This window comes from Aeromonas sp. 600886 (assembly GCF_049174935.1).
In the GTDB taxonomy this organism is placed as follows: Bacteria; Pseudomonadota; Gammaproteobacteria; order Enterobacterales; family Aeromonadaceae; genus Aeromonas; species Aeromonas veronii_A.
On the sequence record NZ_JAAKUB010000002.1, the window covers coordinates 76,932 to 97,435 of the forward strand.

Genomic DNA, 20,504 nt, shown 5'->3' on the forward strand with positions numbered 1-20,504 from the left:
TAACCCGCAAGTTACCCTTGTTCCCTTCGCAGGTTTTAACCTGATCAGGTTCCACGGATCCCGAATTAACGGTCTCAGCTTCGCGTCGTTCGACGGTCAGCACTCCGACAAGATGGCGCCAGTATAAGGGGGAAAATTTAAAGCACAAGCCGTTAACAATCTGGCCAACACACCTCTTTCAACAAATGAGTGAACAATGCCTCGCTCACGGGGCCACCCCAAACAGAGGTCAAACCTGCGTTGGCATCCCCTTGGCAAGCCACAGATTCCCGCTGTGATCATGCAGGGACAAGAGGAAAAAAGAGGGAAAATCGAGGGGCGCAGGCAAGTGCATCGTCTTGCGCAGAGCAGAAACAGGCCCCTATGAAAGGGGCCTGCGAGGGAGGTTATTGAACCGGAACTATGGTCAGGGATACATTGCCAAACCCTTCGTTGGCAAGGGCCTCGCTATCCAGATCCACACCGGTAAGCGCCACCTCATCGGCAGAGGCACTGCGCAACTGGGCAGAGGCCGCGGAACGGGTCTGGGGCTGACCAATCTCGATATCGCCGGCAAACTGGCTCTCGGCATAGAAGTCACCGGTCACCGCCGAACGGATCGGGCGCAGCACACGACCCAGGTTATTCTGCATGGTCGACAAACCATACTCGCTGATGGTCCAGTTCCAGTCCCACCACTTCACTTCACCCGGGATATAACGCTTGTCCCACTGGTAGCGAATGCTGCTCGCCTTGTCGCGGAACGGGCCGACGGCAAAGGTGTGCTCCCAGGTCGGACGATTCTCAGGATGGGTATACCAGGCATTGCCGCCCCAACGCAGGAAGCCCTTCATGGTCAGGTCATAATTGACCTCGGCCTTGAACTCGTAGGGGTAGGAGATGTTGGACTTGTAGAGGGCAACCCGCACCGGCAGGCTGGAGTGAGGCGGCACCGTGGGGCGCGCTTCAACCGAGACGGTCTCGGTCGTCGAGCCCCCTTTCTGGGAGGCCCAGCTCTGGCTCGCTGCAATCTCGATGGCCAGTTCGGTTTCCCCCACCAACGGCCACTGAAACTTGTTCTTGGTGGTCACCTTCTCGCTCAGGCTGTAGGTGTCGGTCTTCGACCAGTTGGTGGCCTTGTCGTACTTCAGGGTCACCACCACCTGCTGAGGCAGATCCGTGTAGTTGGTCGCATTGGCCGTGATGGTCTTGACCAGCTGCTTGCCGCTCTCGGTGACCTGACCATGGCTGAAGGAGTCGGGTTCCAGGGTATATGAGAAGTTGCTTACCTTGATGGAGCTCTTCTCCCCACAACGATATCCGGAGCAGCCGCCGTCATTATTTCCCTTTATCAGCCAGCCATCGCCAACCCGGGTAACATCCATATCTTCTCCGACATAGGGGCTATGATTTCCACCCACCCAGGCGTATCCCAAATAATGGGCGAGATAACTGACTGGCTTGATAAAATAATCATTGTCGTGGACAAGCCGCCATTGCACATCGACCTCATCACCCGCCGGAATATTCCAGTCAGAGAGTGTTGGTATTTCTCCGGAAACCGGTGAATTGGGATAACACCAGGTTTCTCCGGCAGTGCCCTGTTTGATTTCGCCATTATATCCCGGCCCCATAATCACCCAGCGATCCGCCAGCCCGGTGATCTGCCACTGCCCCATGCGGCTGACCAGATTACCCTTGATACTCATGGCTTCATCGCGGGTCAGAGGACGGTAACCACTGGCACAGACGCCCGTGCCAAGACCCGCCCACTTGACCTGATCAGGGTAGACAGGTTCAGCCGCCTGCACCTGAGCGAGCATCAATGAAGACGCCAAAAACGCCAGATTGGCGGTAATTATTCTATTCATCATTTATCCCTCTTTCAGACATACGATAATTGTTATTGTGTAGAAATATCCTTTTTCATTTGACAGGTATGGACTCCGACAAAACCTGACACAAATAAAATAAACCACCAAAAAACATCCATGACAAACAAAATAATGGTGATACTGGAAAATAATTAGAGCGATGACTTTATTGAGGAATAAATCATAAATATTGTGACAGTCATTATTTAATGCCTGCCACAATATGGTGAAACCATATTAAATAAGAAGATGCTGAATTACTCTTCCGGATTGATCACTTCAATTCCCTGCAATATTCCATCCGACGAACGGATCAATACCAGCTCGCTCCCGGCATGCAGATCGGCGGCCGAGCCGTTGACCCAGCGCACCTGCGGATTGAGTGGCACAGTGCCCAGGGTGGCCAGCGTGAGCTGCCGGTCATCGAAGGATTGCAGGCGATCTTGCGCCCGCTGCCAGGGCTGATTGGCCAGCGGAGCTCTGGCGGCCAGCTGCTCAATCCGGGTGGCAACGCCATCGGTGACCAGCAGGGCGAGCTGGTCGCCGGGTTTGAGTGGCTGTGGCCAAATCTCCCCCTGCCGCCAGACGGCGGCACTGCCCTGCTCCACCTCGGCCCCCTGAAATTGCAGGCGGATGCCGTCGCTGTGCTCCAGCTCCACCAGCCACAATTCATCGGCTCCCGCCTGCGCTGCCCAGAGCGGCACACCCAGCATCCATGCACACCACTTTCTCGATTGTTCCATCTTCGTTCGTCCCTGAACAAAAAGCCCATGCTGGACAAGCATGGGCTTCATTCGGGAGCATTTCTAATCGGAACGCAGAGATCGGATCAGTCATCCTCGCGGCAGCGGCTCAGGCGCATGCCGTCAAACTTGCACTCCAGCTCCAGCCAGCGCCCTTCGAACGGCGCCAGACTGTTGTCCGAGGTGGTGTAGCCCCAGATCCGCCCCCCTTCCACCGGCCCCTCCAGATCCATCTCGTCCTTGTCATCTTCGTCGAGGGCTTCGACCTTGCGTACATAACGCACGCCGTTCTCCACCACCCCCTTCATCTCGACCCAGGTGCCGCCGAGATCATCCTCGTTGAGCCAATCCTTGAAGCGGGTCTGGTCGTCGATCACGAACGGCATGCCGTTGACCATCAACTGGCCAAGCTGCCAGGTGGTGCGGCCGGTCAGTTTGAATTCGGTCGCCTGTGCGGTGCCAAGTGGCAACAAAATCAGCAGCAGGAGGGCGCAGAGAGACTTCTTCATCAGGGATCCTCGGGGTTACACTGGCAAACAGGATGCCGAATCCGGTGTGAAAAGAGCGTGAAACGCTCGCCAACCAGGAGAGCAAAGCATGAAGATTTTGGTAGTGGAAGACAATCCTCAGGTGGCGGAAACCATCATGGATTATCTGGAGCTGGCCGGTCACCGCCTTGATTGTGCCTATCACGGTCAGGCGGCGCTGCAACTGCTGGAGGAGCAGCGTTTTGACGTCATCATCATGGATGTGATGATGCCGCGCCTCGATGGCCTCAGCACGGTGGCGCGCCTGCGCGAGCAGGGGATTGCCACTCCCGTGCTGTTTCTCACCGCCCGCGACAGCCTGGAAGACAAGCTGGCGGGCTTCAAGGCTGGAGGGGATGACTATCTGGTCAAGCCGTTCGCCATGGAGGAGCTGGAGGTGCGACTGCAAGCCCTGAGCCTGCGTGGCCCGCGCGGCGATGTGGGGGCCATCAGCTTTGGCGATCTGACGGTCGATGTCGCCAGCGGCCGCGCCACCCGCGCCGGAGAGCCCCTCAAGCTCGGCAAGATCCCGTTCCGGATCCTCGCCCTGCTGGCCCGCCGCGCCCCCGCCATCGTCAGCCGTCAGGAGGTGCTCGACACCGTCTGGGGGGATGAGGAGCCCGACTCCGATGCCCTGCGCAGCCATATCTACGCCCTGCGCAACGCGCTCGACAAACCCTTCCCCACCCCCATGCTGGAGACCCTCCACGGCCAGGGCTACCGACTGGTGAGCGCATGAGCCTGCCGAGCCTGCGTCGCCGCCTGATCATGGCGCTCGGCGGCGCCGGGGTGGTGCTGCTGATCCTGCTCTCCGGCCTGATGCTGGTGGCCGAGGACAAGATGGAAGAGCTGAGCCTGCGCCACTGGCTGGAAGCCGAAGTAACCCGCTACAGCGATGACTGGCTGCGACTCGGCCCGGCGGCCGCCGCCCCGAGCCCCAGACAGTTCTCCAGCTACTGGACCGAGGCGGGACGCCTGCCGAAGTGGCTGAAGCGCTACCAGACACCCGGCTTTTTCGAGCATCAGCTGGGCAAGGAGGACAAACACTTTCTGGTGGCCCGTCACCCCTCCGGCGAGGGACTGCTCTATCTGGTCTTCAATGACGACGCCGATGACTACCTGGATCCCTACGAAGACAAGCTGCATCTGGCGACCCGGCTGATCGGGGTGACCCTGCTGCTGGGCTGCCTCGGCTTCGGCATCTGGCTGGTGCGCCATATCACAGGGCCGCTGCAACGGCTGCAACAGAGGGTCGCCCACCTCACCCCGGATCAGGCGGATTTCGAACCCGACGCCCCCTGGCAGGAGCTGCGGGATATCGAGCTGGCGCTGCTGGCTGGCAAGCAGGAGGTGAGCGCAGTGTTTGCTCGCGAGCAGGAGTTCAGTCGCTTCGCCAGCCACGAGCTGCGCACCCCCAACATGGTGATCCAGGGCTCGGCCGCCCTGCTCGGCAAGGTAACAGATCTGCCCGCACCGGCCGCCCGCGCCACCACCCGCATCCGCGCCGCCGCCGACGAGATGGCGCTGCTCACCGAGACCTTCCTGCTGCTGGGCCGCAAGGAGGCGGTGGAGCGGCCACTGCAGCAGGTGACCCCGCTGATCCGTCAGGAGCTGGCCCGCCTCGCTCCGCTGTTGCAGCGGGAGGCCCTCGATATCCGGCTTAATCTGGACGAGAGCAGCGAAGTAAACGCCCCCCTCTCCCTGCTCGCCATTGCCCTCGGCAACCTGCTGAAAAATGCCCTGAGCTATGCCGAAGGACATATCGACATCGAGCTGTGTGGCCCGGTGCTCACCATCAGCAACCCGACGGCGGCGGCGCCGGATCAGATCCTCGGCTACGGCTGTGGCCTCACCATCATTCAGCGCATCTGCGAGAAGCTGGGCTGGCAGATCGATACCCGGCTGAAGGACGGAATTTTCAGCGCCCGGCTGGCAATGATCACTGCCGAACAGTTCCCTCTCCCTTTGGGAGAGGGTTAGGGTGAGGGCGCAGTGGCACCGCCAACCCACCAGCCAGATAGCAACAAGGCGCCCGAGGGCGCCCTGTTTCTATCTGACGGATGCAAGCCCGCGGCTCACTCCGCCGGTTTGTTCTTGCGGCTCGCCTTGAGTTCGAGGAACTCGATGATCTTGCCGGCCACATCCTTGCCCGAGGCGGCTTCCACCCCTTGCAGGCCGGGGGAAGAGTTGACCTCCAGCACCAGCGGGCCACGGGCGCTGCGCAGGATATCCACCCCCGCCACATCCAGTCCCATGATCTTGGCGGCCTGCACCGCGGTGGCGCGCTCTTCCGGGGTGATCTTGATCGCCTCGGCGGTGCCGCCACGGTGCAGGTTGGAGCGAAACTCTCCCGGCTGGGCCTGACGGCGCATGGCGGCAACCACCTTGCCGTTGACCACCAGACAGCGGATATCGGCGCCATTGGCCTCGCGGATATACTCCTGCACCAGAATGTTGTTGTTGGTCTGGATAAAGGCCTCGATCACACTCTCGGCGGCTTTCTGGGTCTCGCAGAGCACCACGCCAATCCCCTGGGTTCCCTCCAGCAGCTTCACCACCAGCGGCGCACCGCCCACCATGGTGATGAGGTCGGGCACGTCGTGGGTGCTGTGGGCATAGCCGGTGATGGGCAGGCCGATGCCATGGCGGGAGAGCAGTTGCATCGCCCGCAGCTTGTCGCGGGAACGGCTGATGGCCACCGAGCTGTTGAGGGCCATGGTGTTCATCATCTCGAACTGGCGCAGCACGGCGGTGCCGTAGGCGGTAATGCTGGCACCGATCCGGGGGATCACGGCGTCATAACTTCCCAGCTCCCCACCCTCGTAGTGAATGGAGGGGTTGTGGGAAGCGATGTTCATATAGCAGCGCAGGGTGTCGAGCACCTCTACCTGATGACCGCGCGCCTGTGCCACCTCGACCAGACGGCGGGTGGAGTAGTTTTTCGGCTCACGGGATAAAATGGCGATCTTCATGACAATTCCGCTAGAAGGCTGTGCCTGGGCAGGATGGGGCGGGAGAGTATAAGGTGCCACAGCGCCAAGACAACGCCAATTGTTTATCCTGACAACAAGACAAACCACACCAAACCGCACGCTACCACATCACTGTGACCAACAGGTTAAACGGCGGCTCTGCGCAGGTTGTTCAACCCAAGCAAGGATGCCGCCGTTTCTCGTTAAAGATCAACCGATGTCACGCGGAAATCAGTTCAAGTTTGGCCCCAACCAGCGCTCGGCCTCGGCCAGCGTCATCCCCTTGCGAACGGCGTAATCTTCCGCCTGATCTTGCTGGATCTGCGCCACCGCGAAGTATTTGCTCTCGGGGTGGGAGAAGTACCAGCCCGACACCGCCGCACCCGGCCACATGGCGTAGGATTCGGTGAGCTGCATGCCGATAGCCTGCTCGACATCCAGCAGCTCCCAGATGCTCCCCTTTTCGGTGTGCTCCGGGCAGGCCGGATAACCGGGGGCCGGGCGGATGCCCTGATAGTTCTCGCGGATCAGCTCCTCGTTGCTGAGGGCCTCGTCGGGAGCATAGCCCCAGTGAACCTTGCGTACCTGTTCGTGCAGATACTCGGCGAAGGCCTCGGCGAGACGGTCACACACCGCCTGGATGAGGATGGCATTGTAGTCATCGTGCTGCGCTTTGTAGGCCTTGGCGATGGCCTCCTCACCGATGCCGCCGGTCACCGCGAAGGCGCCGATCCAGTCGGGCTTGCCGCTCTCTTTCGGCGCCACATAGTCCGCCAGACAGTAGTTGGGGAAGCCCTGCTTCTCGCTCTGCTGGCGCAGGTGATGCAGCACCTTGATGACCTCGGTGCGGGACTCGTCGCTGTAGACCTCGATGCTGTCCCCTACCGCGTTGGCCGGGAACAGGCCGACCACCCCGGCGCAGCGCACGCTCTGATCCTTTTCCAGCTGGTCCAGCATGGCGTTGGCGTCGGCAAACAGCTTGGTCGCTTCCTCGCCGATGATCTCGTCCTCGAGGATGCGCGGATACTTGCCCGCCAGCTCCCAGCTGAGGAAGAACGGCGTCCAGTCGATGTAGGGGCGCAGCACCGAAATGGCCACATCTTCGAACTTCTGCACCCCGAGCTCGTGGGGCTTGGGTGGCTGGTAGCCAACCCAATCCAGCTGATGCCGGTTAGCGCGGGCGTGGGCCAGACTGACCGGGCGGGAGCGCGGCTGCTTGCGGGCATGCTGATCCCGGGCGATCTCGTACTCCTTGTCGATGCGGGCGACAAACGCCTCCTTGAGATCCGGACTAAGCAGGCTCTGGGCCACCCCCACCGCGCGGGAAGCGTTGGAGACATAGACCACTGGCTCCGAGTAGTTCTGTTCGATCTTCACCGCAGTGTGCGCCTTGGAGGTGGTAGCACCACCGATCAGCAGCGGCAGCTTGAAGCCCTGACGCTCCATCTCTTTGGCCACGTGCACCATCTCGTCCAAGGACGGGGTGATGAGACCCGACAACCCGATGATATCGGCGCCGACCTCACGCGCAGTCTTGAGAATGGTCTCGCAGGAGACCATGACCCCGAGGTCGACAATCTCGAAGTTGTTGCACTGCAGCACCACCCCGACGATGTTCTTGCCGATGTCGTGCACGTCCCCTTTCACGGTCGCCAGCACGATTTTGCCGTTGCTGGAGCCGCCCGACTTTTCCGCCTCGATATAGGGCTGCAGATAGGCCACCGCCCGCTTCATCACCCGCGCTGACTTCACCACCTGCGGCAGAAACATCTTGCCCGCGCCGAACAGGTCGCCGACCACGTTCATGCCATCCATCAACGGCCCTTCGATGACGTGCAGCGGCTTCTCGGCGCCAGCGCGCGCCTCTTCGGTATCCTCTTCGATAAAGTCGGTGATCCCCTTGACCAGTGCGTGCTCCAGCCGCTTGCCCACCGGCCAGCTGCGCCACTCCTGATCCCGCGGATCCTCAGCCTGGGCACCGGCACCGCGATACTTCTCGGCGATGGCCAGCAGCTCCTCGGTGGCATTGTCATTGAGGTTGAGCACCACCGCCTCGACCTTCTCTTTCAGCTCCGCCGGAATGTCTTCATAGATGGCGAGCTGACCGGCGTTGACGATCCCCATGTCCATGCCGTTCTTGATGGCGTGGTAGAGGAAGACGGCGTGAATGGCTTCGCGCACCGGCTCGTTGCCGCGAAACGAAAACGAGACGTTGGAGACGCCGCCGGAGATCATGGCGTGGGGCAGGTGCGTCTTGATGTCCTTCACCGCCTCGATGAAGTCCACCGCGTAGTTGTTGTGCTCGTCGATGCCGGTCGCTACCGCGAAGATGTTGGGGTCGAAGATGATGTCTTCCGGCGGGAAACCGACCTGATCCACCAGGATCCGGTAGGCACGCTGGCAGATCTCGAACTTGCGGGCGCGGGTATCGGCCTGCCCCGCTTCATCGAACGCCATCACGATGACGGCGGCGCCGTAGCGGCGCAGCAGTTTCGCCTGCTGAATGAACTTCTCCTCCCCCTCTTTCATGGAGATGGAGTTGACCACCGGCTTGCCCTGCACGCACTTGAGGCCCGCTTCCAGCACCTCCCACTTGGAGGAGTCGATCATCACCGGCACCCGGGCGATATCCGGCTCACCGGCGATGAGGTTCAGGAAGCGCACCATGGCCGCTTCGGCGTCCAGCATCCCCTCGTCCATGTTGATGTCGATGATCTGGGCACCGTTCTCTACCTGCTGCTTGGCAACGTCGAGCGCCTCGTCGTAGAGCCCCTCTTTGATCAGCCGCTTGAACTTGGCCGAACCGGTGACGTTGGTGCGCTCCCCCACGTTCACGAACATGGATTCAGGGGTGATGATAAGGGGCTCGAGGCCCGACAACCGGCAGGCCACCGGCAGCTCGGGCAGCACACGCGGCTTGATGCCCGCCACGGCATCGGCCATGGCGCGGATATGAGTCGGGGTGGTGCCGCAGCAACCGCCGACCAGGTTGAGGAAGCCGCTCTGGGCCCACTCGCGGATATGCTCCGCCATCTCGACGGCATCGAGATCGTACTCGCCGAACGCATTGGGCAGACCGGCGTTGGGGTGGGCGCTGACGCAGGATTCGCTGATGCGCGACAACTCCTCCACATACTGGCGCAGCTCGTCCGGGCCCAGCGCACAGTTGAGGCCGAACGACACCGGTTTGACGTGGCGCAACGAATGGTAGAAGGCTTCGGTGGTCTGGCCGGAAAGGGTACGGCCGGAGGCATCGGTAATGGTGCCGGAGATCATCACCGGCAGGCTGTAGCCCAGCGCCTCGAACACCCCTTCCACCGCGAAGGCGGCCGCCTTGGCGTTGAGGGTATCGAAGATGGTCTCGATCAGGATGATATCGGCGCCGCCCTCGATCAGGGCATGGGTCGATTCGGTGTAGGCCGCCACCAGCTGGTCATAGGTGACGTTACGCTTGCCGGGATCGTTCACATCCGGCGAGATGGAGGCGGTACGGTTGGTGGGGCCCAACACCCCTGCCACGAAACGCGGCTTGGCGGGATCTTTTGCCGTCCACTCGTCTGCCACGGCGCGGGCCAGACGGGCGGCTTCACGGTTGATCTCGGCCGAGAATTCTTCCATCTCGTAATCGGCCATGGCGATGCGAGTGGCGTTGAAGGTGTTGGTCTCGAGAATGTCGGCCCCGGCAGCGCAATACTGCTCGTGGATCTCGCGGATCACCGCCGGACGGGTCAGCACCAGCAGATCGTTGTTGCCCTTGATATCGGTATGCCAGTCGGCAAACCGCTCACCCCGATAATCCGCCTCCCCGAGTTTGTAGCCCTGGATCATGGTACCCATGGCCCCGTCGATGATCAGGATCCGCTCCCTGAGGCAGGCTTCCAGCTTCTTTGTTACGTCCGACTGCTTGCTCGGCTCTCTGCTCGACATTACGTTCGACACCGCGTGTTCCTCTTACATCCATGCAACTGCGTAAACAGCATCCTAACAGCAAACAAATAAAATGGAAATCTAGCCGTCTATCAGTCCAAATGCGCCACCATATACTCATTTATGGGTAATGAGTAACATAGGGCCCGAGAGTAACCTATGCCCGTCCTGCATAGGGATACGTGCTTGCTGTCTACCAATGAGAAAAAAATAACTATGAGCGTCTACTACACACTCTGTTTTCTGGCAGCGTTGGCGATTTTTATCGCCTTTGCCAACCAGTATGTTGTGAAGATCCAGACCACCATCGCCATTACTGCGGGCTCCATGCTGATCTCCGCACTGCTGGTGCTGTTTGGCAAACTGGGCTGGTTCAACCTGGAACCTCTTGCCGTCAAGACCATGGAGAGCATCGACTTCCAGAACTTCCTGCTGAAGGGGATTCTGGGCTTCCTGCTGTTCGCCGGTGGCCTCGGCATCAACCTCAAGGCGCTGCGTAGCCAGAAGTGGGAGATCACCATTCTGGCCATCATTGCCACCCTGCTCTCCACCTTCCTCATCGGCTACGGCTTCTGGTTTATCGCCAAGCTGCTGGGCTGGGAGTTGCCGCTGGTCTACTGCATGCTGTTCGGCGCGCTGATCTCCCCCACTGACCCGATTGCCGTACTGGCCATCGTCAAGAAGATGAAAGCGCCACCCCAGATCGCCATCCAGATCGAAGGGGAATCCCTGTTCAACGACGGTGTCGGCCTCGTCATCTTCGCTACCGTGTTTGCCGTCGCCTTTGGCGGTGTCGAGCCCACCTTCGGTAGCGTGGCCGGTCTGTTCCTGCACGAAGCTCTCGGTGGCATCCTGTTCGGCGCCGTGCTGGGCCTTATCGCCCACGTGATGATCAGCGCCACCGATGACGGTTCATTGGAGCTGCTGCTGACCCTCTGTATCCCGACCGCCGGCTTTGCCTTTGCCAACATGATCGGCGTCTCCGGCGCACTGGCCATGGTGGTCACCGGCATCATGATCGGCAACTGGACCCGTCACTCCGGCTTCTCCGAGCAGAGCAGCCATCACCTGGATCATTTCTGGGAGTTGATGGACCAGTTCCTCAACGCCCTGCTGTTCCTGCTGATCGGTCTGGCGCTGGTACTGCTGGATCTCGCCTGGCGTGACTGGATCCTGCTGGTCATTGCGGTACCGCTCTGCCTGGGTGCCCGCTTTATCAGCGTGTCGCTGCCCTATGTGGCTTTCCGCCGATTCCGCAATTACAACACCTTCTCGGTACGGATCCTCACTTGGGGTGGCCTGCGCGGTGGTCTGGCCATGGCGATGGCGCTGGCACTCCCCTCCGGCGTCATGATGATCCCGGAACATGGCGTCGACCTGCGGGAGGTCATCCTGGTGATGACCTACTCGGTGGTGATGTTCTCCATCGTGGTGCAAGGCATGACCATCACCCCGATGATCACGGCCGCCAAGAAGGCCTGTGGCGACTACTGAGTCGGCCCACTGTGCTGGTTGCAGAATGAGAGAGGGCTCCCGTCGGGAGCCCTCTTTTTATGGCGGATAGATGCGAATATTTGCTGCTCATAGCCCCTTGATTACACAGAGGAAAAGCGTACTGACTTCAACATTGGCAAATTATTGTTTGCTTTTTATTCATTTCGAGGAGAGAATGCGCGTCGGCTAGTTAATCAGCCCTGTTTATGTTTATCCTGCAATGCTTCACCTCACGATGAATCCTGCCAGTACCCGCATAACCTTCTTCTGATTTACTCGCCTTGAGAACCGTCAGGCTGTCTGCCTGCGTTGCCCGGCTCTCACGGTGCAGACCCGATCTGCCCACCCAATTTGATTTATGCATCAGCATATTCCTTGAAAGTGCAGACGCCCTTTAACCGGGCTGGGTATTCCTGCGCGCTTGTCGTTCACCCAATCGACCGCGCCCATTGACCTGACATTTGCCAATACAAGGAGCAAACACCTAATTTATATAGAGAAATACCATGATGAAAGCAGTACAAACACACAAGCCCCTGCGTCGCAGCAAGCCCATCAACCTGCCTGTGCAAGAGCACGACAATGATGCGTTTCTGATCCAGTTCAGCACCCGCTTCAGCGGCGGTTTCGCCATCTCCTGTGATGGTATCGCTGGCGAGTTCTCCATCGAAGACCTCAACTGATCCTGCCTGCCCTCCGGCAGCGCCCGATGCAGACAGGCCGCAACTCACGGCGGCCTCTTTGCTTATCCCCCTCCGCCATCATCTGGTGATAGTACACCCCGCATCGTCTCTGCTCCTTCCCTTAGCCTCTTTATCTCATTCGCCTTGCAAACCACCAATGTGCCACTCCGATCACAAATCGCAGTAAAGCGAACCGCAAGAGGTAGCTGACATACCGAGTTGTCGTTATAAGAGAGCCCCTTATCTCCGGAGTATGAACAAGGCAATCAGATGGCCACCATCAGACAGGTCGCAACCCTCGCCAAGGTCTCGACGGCAACCGTCTCAAGAGTGATCAATAACTCTGCCCATGTTGAACCGGCGACCAGGGAACGGGTAGAGAAAGCAATGCGTGCGCTCGACTATCGACGCGACATGGCGGCAGTGGCTCTGGCAAAACGCAGCGGCAATATGCTCGGCCTGTTGACCGGCAATCTGGCCGATCCCTTCTTTGCCAGACTGGCCCGCGGAGTAGAAGCCATCAGCCGGCAGCACGGCTTTCGGTTGATGGTCTGTAGCGGGTCCCATCAAAGCGAGCAGGAGCAGTATGGGCTCGAGTTTCTGATCAATCAGGGCTGCGAAGCCATCGTTGCCCATACCACTCGCCTCTCTGACGAACTGCTGCTCCGTTACGCCTCACACATGCCAGCACTCATTCCCATCAATCGCTATCTGCCCGAGCTGGCTCACCGCAGTGTCTGGCTGGACAACCGGGCAGGCACCCGAGCCGCCGTCGACCATCTGGTGGCTCAAGGTCATCGCCGGATCGGCTTCATCACCTGTGATTTGCCCATCGCCGATCGGCAGCTCCGCCTGGAGGGATATGAGCAAGGAATGGCTCACTATCATCTGGCACTCAAACCACAGTGGGTTATCAGCCAGCCCTTTACCGAGGAGGGGGGCGAACAGGCGGCGGCGCGCTTGCTTGCTGAGTGCCCCGAGGTAACCGCCGTGCTCACTTTCAACGATGTGATGGCGGCAGGCATGATGTCGCACCTGAGAAAATGCGGGCGACGGATCCCTGAAGACCTGTCGATTATCGGGTTCGATGACATCATGCTGGCCCGCTACCTCTACCCGACACTGACCACTCTGCACTACCCCATTGAGACCATGGCCAAACGGGCTGCCGAGCTGGCCATCACCCGACTGCAACAGCAGGACCCGGGCCCGGAGATCCATGAGTTCACCCCTGCACTGGTCATTCGCGAGTCGGTTATCCCCCTGACGCAACCTCCCCTTCTGCGACCATGATCACGTTCCAGAACACCATGTAACCGGTTACATGGCTGGCGTGCAAGGCTCACATTTCCACCAGGCTGCTCGCCCCACAATGGCGCCATGTTCTGAAGCGATGGATCAACTGTGATGAAACAAGAGAGAAAGACCCTGACCCTGGGGCTTGCCACATTACCCATTCTGGTGATGCTGGGGCTCCTGATCGTTGGCTATGTTCTGATGGGATTGCGCATTGAGCCACTGCTCCTGCTGTCCGCCATCTTCACAGCACTGCTCGCCTGCTGGCAGGGATATAGCTGGGACGAGATCATCCAGTCCATCGTCCAGAAGCTGGCCAAGGCGATGCCGGTCATTCTGATCCTGGTCTGTGTGGGTGGATTGATTGGCAGCTGGATGTTCAGCGGCACCATCCCTTACATGGTCTATTGGGGGCTCAAGCTGATCAGCCCGCAATACATTCTCATTGCGGCCTTCTTCATCACCAGTCTGGTCTCGGTCTGTACCGGTACCTCCTGGGGCTCAGCAGGCACCGTCGGGGTAGCCCTGATGGGGGTTGCGCACGGTCTGGATGTTTCGCTGGCAGCGGCAGCCGGGGCCGTGGTGTCAGGCGCCTATTTCGGCGACAAGATCTCTCCTCTCTCCGATTCGACCAACTTCGCCGCCATTGTGGCCGATACCACCCTCTACGCCCATATCCAGCACCTGCTCTGGACCACGCTGCCCAGCTTCCTGCTGGCTGCCGGCGTCTTCTTCGTCGCCGGTTTTTCAGTCATCGGTGAAGAGGTGGCCACACCGGAGAAGGTCATCACCATCCTGTCCACACTGGAGCAGCTCTACCACTTCAATCCTCTCCTGCTGCTGCCCCCGCTGATTGTGCTGTGGGGGGCGATCGCCAAGAAGCCCACTATTCCCTTGATGCTGCTGGCCAGCGCCATCGCCATTATCCTCGGGATTACGTTGCAGGGATTGCCGCTACAGTCCGGTTTCAATGCCCTGATCGACGGCTTCAACCTCACCATGTTCACCCCGCTGGGTCATGACGTCAGCCAGCTGCTCCCCGATATCCCCCGCCTACTCAATCGCGGTGGCATGTTCTCGATGATGAGCACCATTCTGCTGGTCTTCTGCGCCTTCTCCTTTGCCGGTGTACTGACCCTGACGGGGGCGCTCGACCTCATCATCAATCGCCTGCTGACCCTTATTCACTCCACTGGCCAATTGATCGCCTCGACCATTGCCACCACCCTGCTGGTCACCGGTGCCACCAGTGACGGCAAGCTGGCCCTGCTCATCCCGGGCGAGCTGTTTCAGGACGCCTACCGTCGCATGGGGCTGGATACCAAGAACCTCTCCCGCACCATAGAGGATGCGGGCACCGTGATTGAGCCCCTGATCCCATGGACGGCTGCTGGTGTCTATATGGCGGGCACCCTTGGCATCCCGACGCTCGATTACCTCCCCTGGGCCATCCAGTGCTATGCCGCCCTTTTCTTTGCCCTGGGCTACGGCTTTACCGGTATTGGCATCGCCCATGCAGACCGGAAAGAGGTGACAGAGGAGCCGCGGACCATGACAGTGGCGGAGGAGCGATAAGATGCCGGAGCACAACTTTGACCAAGTGATTGATCGCCACAATACCAACTCCATCAAATGGGACTGTATGCCCCAGTACCTTGGCATCGACGGCAGCGATCTGCTACCCATGTGGGTATCCGATTTCGACTTTGCCTGTCCACCAACCGTGCAGCAGGCACTGCAACGGCGGGTCGCCCACGGCGTATTCGGATACAGCGAGCGACGGGATGACTACTTCAGCGCCATACAACAATGGTTTGCCCGGCGCCATCAGATCACCATAGAACGGGAGTGGATCCACTCCGTCGAGGGGGTGATCCCCGGCATCTCGCTGCTACTGCAAATGCTGACACAACCCGGAGAAGGGATTGTGGTCCAGGGCCCCTGTTATGGTTCCTTTGCCAAGATCATCGCGCTAAACGAGCGACGACTGCTAGATAACCCGTTGCTGCGAAAAGGGAATCGCTACGAGATGGATCTGCCGCAGCTGGCACGTCTCTTCATGGTGGAGCACCCCGCCATGATGATCCTCTGCAATCCCCACAACCCGACCGGCAGGAGCTGGACGTTCACCGAGCTCTATGAACTGGCGACCCTGTGCCAGCAGCACGGCGTGACGCTGGTATCAGACGAGATCTGGGCCGATCTGCAACTGGCTGGCCATCGGCATACCTCGGTGCTCTCCCTGCCGCCCCATTTGCTGCCCAACATGGTGGTAGCGACCTCTGCCAGCAAGAGCTTCGGTCTCTCCTCGCTGCGCATCTCCAACTTCATCATCCCGGATCCTGCGCTGCGCCAGCGCTTCAAACAGCGTCTCGATGCCCATGGTCTGGATGTATTCAATGCGCTCTCCATGGAGGCTGCCACTGCGGCCTATCAGCACGGCGAGGCATGGCTAAACGGGCTGCTCGCCTATCTGACAGACAATCGCCACTGGTTTGCCGAGCAGCTGGCAACCCGGTTGCCCCGTCTGCAACTGATGGAGGCCGATGCCACCTATCTGGCCTGGATCGATTGCCGCCAGCTGGAGCTGGATGACGATGAGCTGAAACAGCGGCTTATCGAAGAGGCGAGAGTTGTCCCGTCGATGGGGATCGGCTTTGGCAAAGGGGGGCAGGGCTTTATTCGCCTCAATCTGGGCTGCCCGCGCAGCTATCTGGAACAAGCACTCACCGGACTGGAGCGGCTGGTGTCCAGATGACATCGCAGAGCAGGGGACAACAGGGGTAGAGCATGCAACCCCGCTGTCTCCTGCATACCCCAACTGTGAGTTCACCGGCAGTTTCCCGCTCTGGTGCACCACAAGATGCAATAACGGAACGACCGCCACAGGCAGAGACTCGGAATGGTGATACAAACAGGGTCTCTTCAATCCACCTGATAACGATGCCTGCATGATGACGAAGCTTGAACGCCCCTACTTTTCCAGCGTGCACGAGACCGATGAGGGGCTAAGCAGCCCCCTCTCGCTCTACTCCGTTTATGAGGCGATCGATGTGGAACTGCGGGCTCCCCACGAGATGGCCGGTTACCACTGGCATGGCCAGGTGGAAGTCAACATCCCGTTCGATGGCGATGTGGAGTACACCATGAATGGCCAATCCTTTACCCTGGCGGCAGGGCATGCAGGGTTGTTCTGGGCGGCCATTCCCCATCAGCTGACCCGTATCGGCCACTGCTCGCAAATGGGCCTCATCAATATACCGATCCATCTGTTTCTCTCCTGGCCCATCAATCGGGAGCTGCTGAATCAGGTCACCCATGGCGGCGTACTGCAGTCGCGATCAGCCATGCTGGTGAGCGAGTTTGAACTGACCCGCTGGGTCACGGAGAGCCGGATGGATGACCCTGGCCGTCAGCAACTGGTTGCCGACGAGATCTGCCTGATGTTGCGGCGCCTAGGGCTGGATGGCTGGAGCCGCCTGCTCGCCAACCACAGCAATCAGGGGACGACGACGGGTGCCTCGAAACACTCCCAGTTCCATGTGCAGCAGATGCTCGAATACATTGCCGCCCACCATGATGCCCCGCTCACCACCAGGGAGCTGGCCGATCATGTTGGGTTGCACCCCAACTACGCCATGGGGCTGTTTCAGAAGGTGATGCAGATGAGCATCAAGCAGTACGTCACCGCGATGCGGATCAACCATGCCAGAGCCCTGCTCAGCGATACCGACCGCACCATCCTCGATGTCGCACTGACGGCAGGTTTCAACTCCAGCAGCCGCTTCTATGAGACCTTCCAGCGTTATCTGGGGCTGACACCGAGTCGCTACCGCCAACTGAGTCGGGAACGGGCCAACTCTTCGCAGTAAATTCCCAAATAAAAAAGGGGCTCACGCCCCCCTGACTCAATCTCTCCCCGCTTAGCGGGACGGTACCGATACATTCACTCGTCCACCCGGCGGCACAGTCACCTCGACCGCACTCACAGTGACTCCGTTGAGGCGCTGCATACGCGCCTTGCGCTGCTTGCCATCCACCAGCAGGAATCCGTGGTTGCCCGGGAAGCGGGCCTCCCAGAACAGCGCGCGCGGCCCCGTGTTGCCCAACTTGCTGGCGGTAACGCCCTCATGGCGCAGTGACAACCGGTGGGCCCCGACCGGCAGTTGCTCGATGGCTACCCAGTCGATGAAAGCGGGCAATCGGGGCAGGGTTGCCACCCGGTGCGCGGCCGCATCCGGCTCAACCCCCATCATCCCCTCCACGGTCTGCGACACCAGCGTAAAGGAGATCTCCGGATAGTCGCCATTGGTGCCCTGACTAGGCCGCTCATGGGGGAGATTTCGCTTGGCCAGAATGTAGCGCATCCAGCGCCACGCCTCCTCGTTGCGCTGATAGGGGAAATAGGTATCCGGCAGATAGGTGTAGGCCTCGATGTTGGCGGGTGCCTGTGGTGTCGAGCCGATCCCCTCACCCACCATCTCGCTGATAAAGTCGAGATAGCGGTCATTGCGCGGCCCCGGCTCAGATAGCCGCTTCATCGGAATAAACCAGCTGTTCTCCTTGCCAAAATCGTTGCGCTTGCTGAGATTGCTGTCGAGGATGCGGGCATAGTGGCCCTGCTCATCCCCGGCAACCCGGCTCCACTCCTCGTTGAAGTAGCGCTTCAGCAGCACCGCCTTGCGCTGCCAGACTTGCGCCGCCCGCTTTTCACCGCGAGCCTGTAGCATAGCGGCATAAGCCAGCGTCGCCTGATACTGGGAGCCGATGGCATCGGCTGCCTCTATCGGGTGCTCACCCCGCTCGTTGTAGGTGCAGGATCCCTGGAAAATACCTCCCTTGCCCTCGGCGATCCCGTTGGGGTGCTGCTCATCATGCAGCGCGATGAAGTCGGTCAGCACCTTGCCGTAAAAGGACCACAGCTCGGGATCCTCGATATAGCGGCGATCGCCGCTCCAGAGGTAGGCGTGGTAAGCCTTCTCCACCAACTCGAACTGGGCGGGCACCTCGCGCACGAACCAGCTGTCGTCCTTGTAGTCGATGGTGTGGGGAGAGCCATCAAAGTTGAAGGCCCAGAGGGTATACCACTTGCGCGCGTCGGTGGCATTGCGAGCAAACACCTTGAACATCGAAAAGTTCTCGGCGCGCCAGCCAGCAATCTCGGCACCGGCAACCTGATGGGCAAAGTCGCGTCCGTAAAAGGCCGTGCGATCGTAATAGCCGGCCCAGTAGGAGGGGATGTAGTCATGCAGGCCGGTGCCATCCCCCTCCGGGTGGTACTCGTCCTTGTTGGTGACGCCACGCTGGCCGGTCATGATGAACTGCGCCGTTTTGGCGGCCGCCCAGTTGAATCCTTCCGCCAGTTCGGTGCTGGAAGAGCTGAGATGCACGGCCGGTTGCGATGCAGCCTCCACTCCGGCGGCGACCGCCGGCTGCGCACAGAGGGTAGCGATGCCTGCCGCCATCATGGCGCATGAGAGACGGGCCCGGCGACTCATTGGATATCCCATGTTCAACTCCTTTGATGATGAACGCCGACCCCAAGGTCGGCGTTATAGGTGAAAGAGATCAGCTGGCCGCCGCCTGCGCCTGCTTGGCCTCGATACTTTCGGATTCATATTTGCACATCAGATGATCTACCACCTTGCTCTGGTAGTGGCCGTTGAGCTTGTAGAAGCGGAAGTAAACAAACAGGGTCAGGGCAAAGAAGATGGCCGGCAGCACCACCATGATGGCCTGCATGCCGAAGAGGGTTTCGGCACTCTGCACCGCATTGGGGACATAACCGACCAGAGTCAACATGACACCGATGAAGAAGCCGGCGAAGGCCGAGCCAACCTTGACCACCATGGTCTGCACCGAGTAAGCGATGCTCTCGTTGCGGGTGCCAAGCTTGTACTCGCCATAGTCGACCGTGTCGGCGACCATGATCACCTGTAGCACCCAGAACAGGGCGGTACCTATGTGGAGCAGGATGCCGGAGAGGATGATCAGCGCGACATTCTGGGGAGCAATGAAACCGATATACATCAGCATCAGGCAGCTCGTTATGGGGCAGAGTGAGGCCAACGCCCAGAGCACCCGCCGCGAGATGAAGCGGGCCAGCCGCGGGAAGATCATCAGGGTGATCAGGTTGGCGATGCCCCCGTACATCATGAAGCTGGGAAAGAGGGACTCCTGACCAATCACATAGGTAAAGTAGTAGATGGCGAAGGCGGTGATGGTGTTGTTCGCCACGTTGTAGCAGAGCGCCATAAACAGCACGCTGGTGAGCTGATCGTTGCGGAAAATAAGCTTGACCGAATCCATGATGGTGGTGCGCTGCTGACTGACAGTGGGGGTCGCGGCCGAGCTGTAGCGCTCCTTCACATTGCGCAGGGTGACCAGGGTCGAGACAAGAAAGAAGGCGACCAGGATGAAGGTGAACATCAGAAAACCGTGGGCCTTGTCCCCCTGGCCAAAATAGTCCACTACCTTGAGGCCGATGGCACCGGTAATAAGCCAGGAGAGACTGGCAAAGAAGCGGGGATAGGGAACCAGTGCCTCGCGCTCGTGCTTGTCGATGGTCAACGTTGGCACCAGCGACCAGAAGGGTATATCCATCAGGGTATAGGTCATGCCCCACAGGATGTAGGTGATGGCCACATAGACGAGCAGGGCCGTCCCTTCGAAATAGTGGGCACTGAACACCATCACCAGGGCGATGGAGTTGACCACTGTACCTATCAGTATCCAGGGTTTGAACTTGCCCCAACGGCTGCGGGTATTGTCGACAATCCACCCCATGATGGGGTCATTGACCGCATCCCAAATCCTGGCAATCAGAAAGATGGTGCCGACGAAGGCAGCCGACACCCCCACCACATCCGTGTAATAGAACATCAGGTACATGTAGACGATGCCGATGGCAAAATCCTTGCCGAAGGCCCCGAAGCCATAGCTCAACTTGGTTTTCAGCGAGACGCTCATGGTTTATCTCCTTGGGGGTTAAGCCCCCCGCAGGGGGCTC

The 20,504-nt window shown here is 59.7% G+C and carries 15 protein-coding genes and 1 riboswitch; of the genes, 8 read left to right on the forward strand and 7 right to left on the reverse strand.

Features of this window, described 5'->3' with window-relative positions; translation table 11 throughout:
- Positions 1-4: 4 nt before the first annotated feature.
- Positions 5-117, reverse strand: a riboswitch (TPP riboswitch).
- Positions 118-386: 269 nt separating this feature from the next.
- The 3 genes from aerA to G5179_RS02260 form a co-directional block, all read right to left on the reverse strand.
- On the reverse strand, positions 387-1,850 hold the full coding sequence (gene aerA, locus G5179_RS02250; RefSeq protein WP_181363612.1) for an aerolysin AerA: 1,464 nt from the start codon (positions 1,848-1,850) through the stop codon (positions 387-389).
- A 260-nt stretch (positions 1,851-2,110) separates the two neighbouring features.
- On the reverse strand, positions 2,111-2,596 hold the full coding sequence (locus G5179_RS02255) for a hypothetical protein (protein ID WP_421257795.1): 486 nt from the start codon (positions 2,594-2,596) through the stop codon (positions 2,111-2,113).
- A gap of 86 nt (positions 2,597-2,682) precedes the next feature.
- On the reverse strand, positions 2,683-3,105 hold the full coding sequence (locus G5179_RS02260) for a hypothetical protein (RefSeq protein WP_005340092.1): 423 nt from the start codon (positions 3,103-3,105) through the stop codon (positions 2,683-2,685).
- Between the two features lie 88 nt (positions 3,106-3,193).
- On the opposite strand from G5179_RS02260, the gene G5179_RS02265 reads away from it, so the two are divergent.
- Together G5179_RS02265 and G5179_RS02270 are read left to right on the forward strand one after the other, a co-directional pair.
- Positions 3,194-3,862: a response regulator transcription factor gene (locus tag G5179_RS02265; RefSeq protein WP_005340090.1), complete on the forward strand. Its 669-nt coding sequence runs from the start codon at positions 3,194-3,196 to the stop codon at positions 3,860-3,862.
- A complete protein-coding gene (locus G5179_RS02270; protein ID WP_421257796.1) occupies positions 3,859-5,103 on the forward strand; it encodes a sensor histidine kinase in 1,245 nt (414 codons plus the stop codon). Before G5179_RS02265 ends, G5179_RS02270 begins: the two co-directional genes overlap by 4 nt.
- A 95-nt stretch (positions 5,104-5,198) precedes the next feature.
- Here the strand turns inward: G5179_RS02270 and rimK are convergent, their stop codons facing one another.
- Together rimK and metH are read right to left on the reverse strand one after the other, a co-directional pair.
- Entirely contained in the window at positions 5,199-6,095 is an 897-nt protein-coding gene (rimK, locus tag G5179_RS02275) for a 30S ribosomal protein S6--L-glutamate ligase (protein WP_005340088.1), read from the reverse strand.
- Between the two features lie 231 nt (positions 6,096-6,326).
- Positions 6,327-10,022 (reverse strand): methionine synthase, encoded by a 3,696-nt coding sequence (gene metH, locus G5179_RS02280; protein ID WP_421257851.1) that lies wholly within the window; start codon positions 10,020-10,022, stop codon positions 6,327-6,329.
- A 216-nt stretch (positions 10,023-10,238) separates the two neighbouring features.
- On the opposite strand from metH, the gene G5179_RS02285 reads away from it, so the two are divergent.
- The 6 genes from G5179_RS02285 to melR all read left to right on the forward strand — a co-directional run bounded on the left by G5179_RS02285 (position 10,239) and on the right by melR (position 17,367).
- On the forward strand, positions 10,239-11,516 hold the full coding sequence (locus G5179_RS02285) for a cation:proton antiporter (RefSeq protein WP_019446508.1): 1,278 nt from the start codon (positions 10,239-10,241) through the stop codon (positions 11,514-11,516).
- Positions 11,517-12,022: 506 nt separating this feature from the next.
- A complete protein-coding gene (locus G5179_RS02290) occupies positions 12,023-12,199 on the forward strand; it encodes a hypothetical protein (protein ID WP_005340085.1) in 177 nt (58 codons plus the stop codon).
- 270 nt (positions 12,200-12,469) lie between these two features.
- Positions 12,470-13,492, forward strand: a complete 1,023-nt coding sequence (locus G5179_RS02295; RefSeq protein ID WP_236346307.1) for a LacI family DNA-binding transcriptional regulator — start codon at positions 12,470-12,472, stop codon at positions 13,490-13,492.
- Between the two features lie 114 nt (positions 13,493-13,606).
- Positions 13,607-15,070, forward strand: coding sequence for a Na+/H+ antiporter NhaC (gene nhaC / locus G5179_RS02300; RefSeq protein ID WP_421205577.1), 1,464 nt, complete (start codon positions 13,607-13,609; stop codon positions 15,068-15,070).
- A 1-nt stretch (position 15,071) separates the two neighbouring features.
- Positions 15,072-16,253 (forward strand): MalY/PatB family protein, encoded by a 1,182-nt coding sequence (locus G5179_RS02305; protein WP_421257797.1) that lies wholly within the window; start codon positions 15,072-15,074, stop codon positions 16,251-16,253.
- A 193-nt stretch (positions 16,254-16,446) separates the two neighbouring features.
- Positions 16,447-17,367: a transcriptional regulator MelR gene (gene melR / locus G5179_RS02310; RefSeq protein WP_421172683.1), complete on the forward strand. Its 921-nt coding sequence runs from the start codon at positions 16,447-16,449 to the stop codon at positions 17,365-17,367.
- 51 nt (positions 17,368-17,418) lie between these two features.
- Here the strand turns inward: melR and G5179_RS02315 are convergent, their stop codons facing one another.
- Together G5179_RS02315 and melB are read right to left on the reverse strand one after the other, a co-directional pair.
- Positions 17,419-19,005, reverse strand: a complete 1,587-nt coding sequence (locus G5179_RS02315) for a hypothetical protein (protein ID WP_421257798.1) — start codon at positions 19,003-19,005, stop codon at positions 17,419-17,421.
- A 58-nt stretch (positions 19,006-19,063) separates the two neighbouring features.
- On the reverse strand, positions 19,064-20,464 hold the full coding sequence (gene melB, locus G5179_RS02320; protein WP_421257799.1) for a melibiose:sodium transporter MelB: 1,401 nt from the start codon (positions 20,462-20,464) through the stop codon (positions 19,064-19,066).
- Positions 20,465-20,504 lie beyond the last annotated feature (40 nt).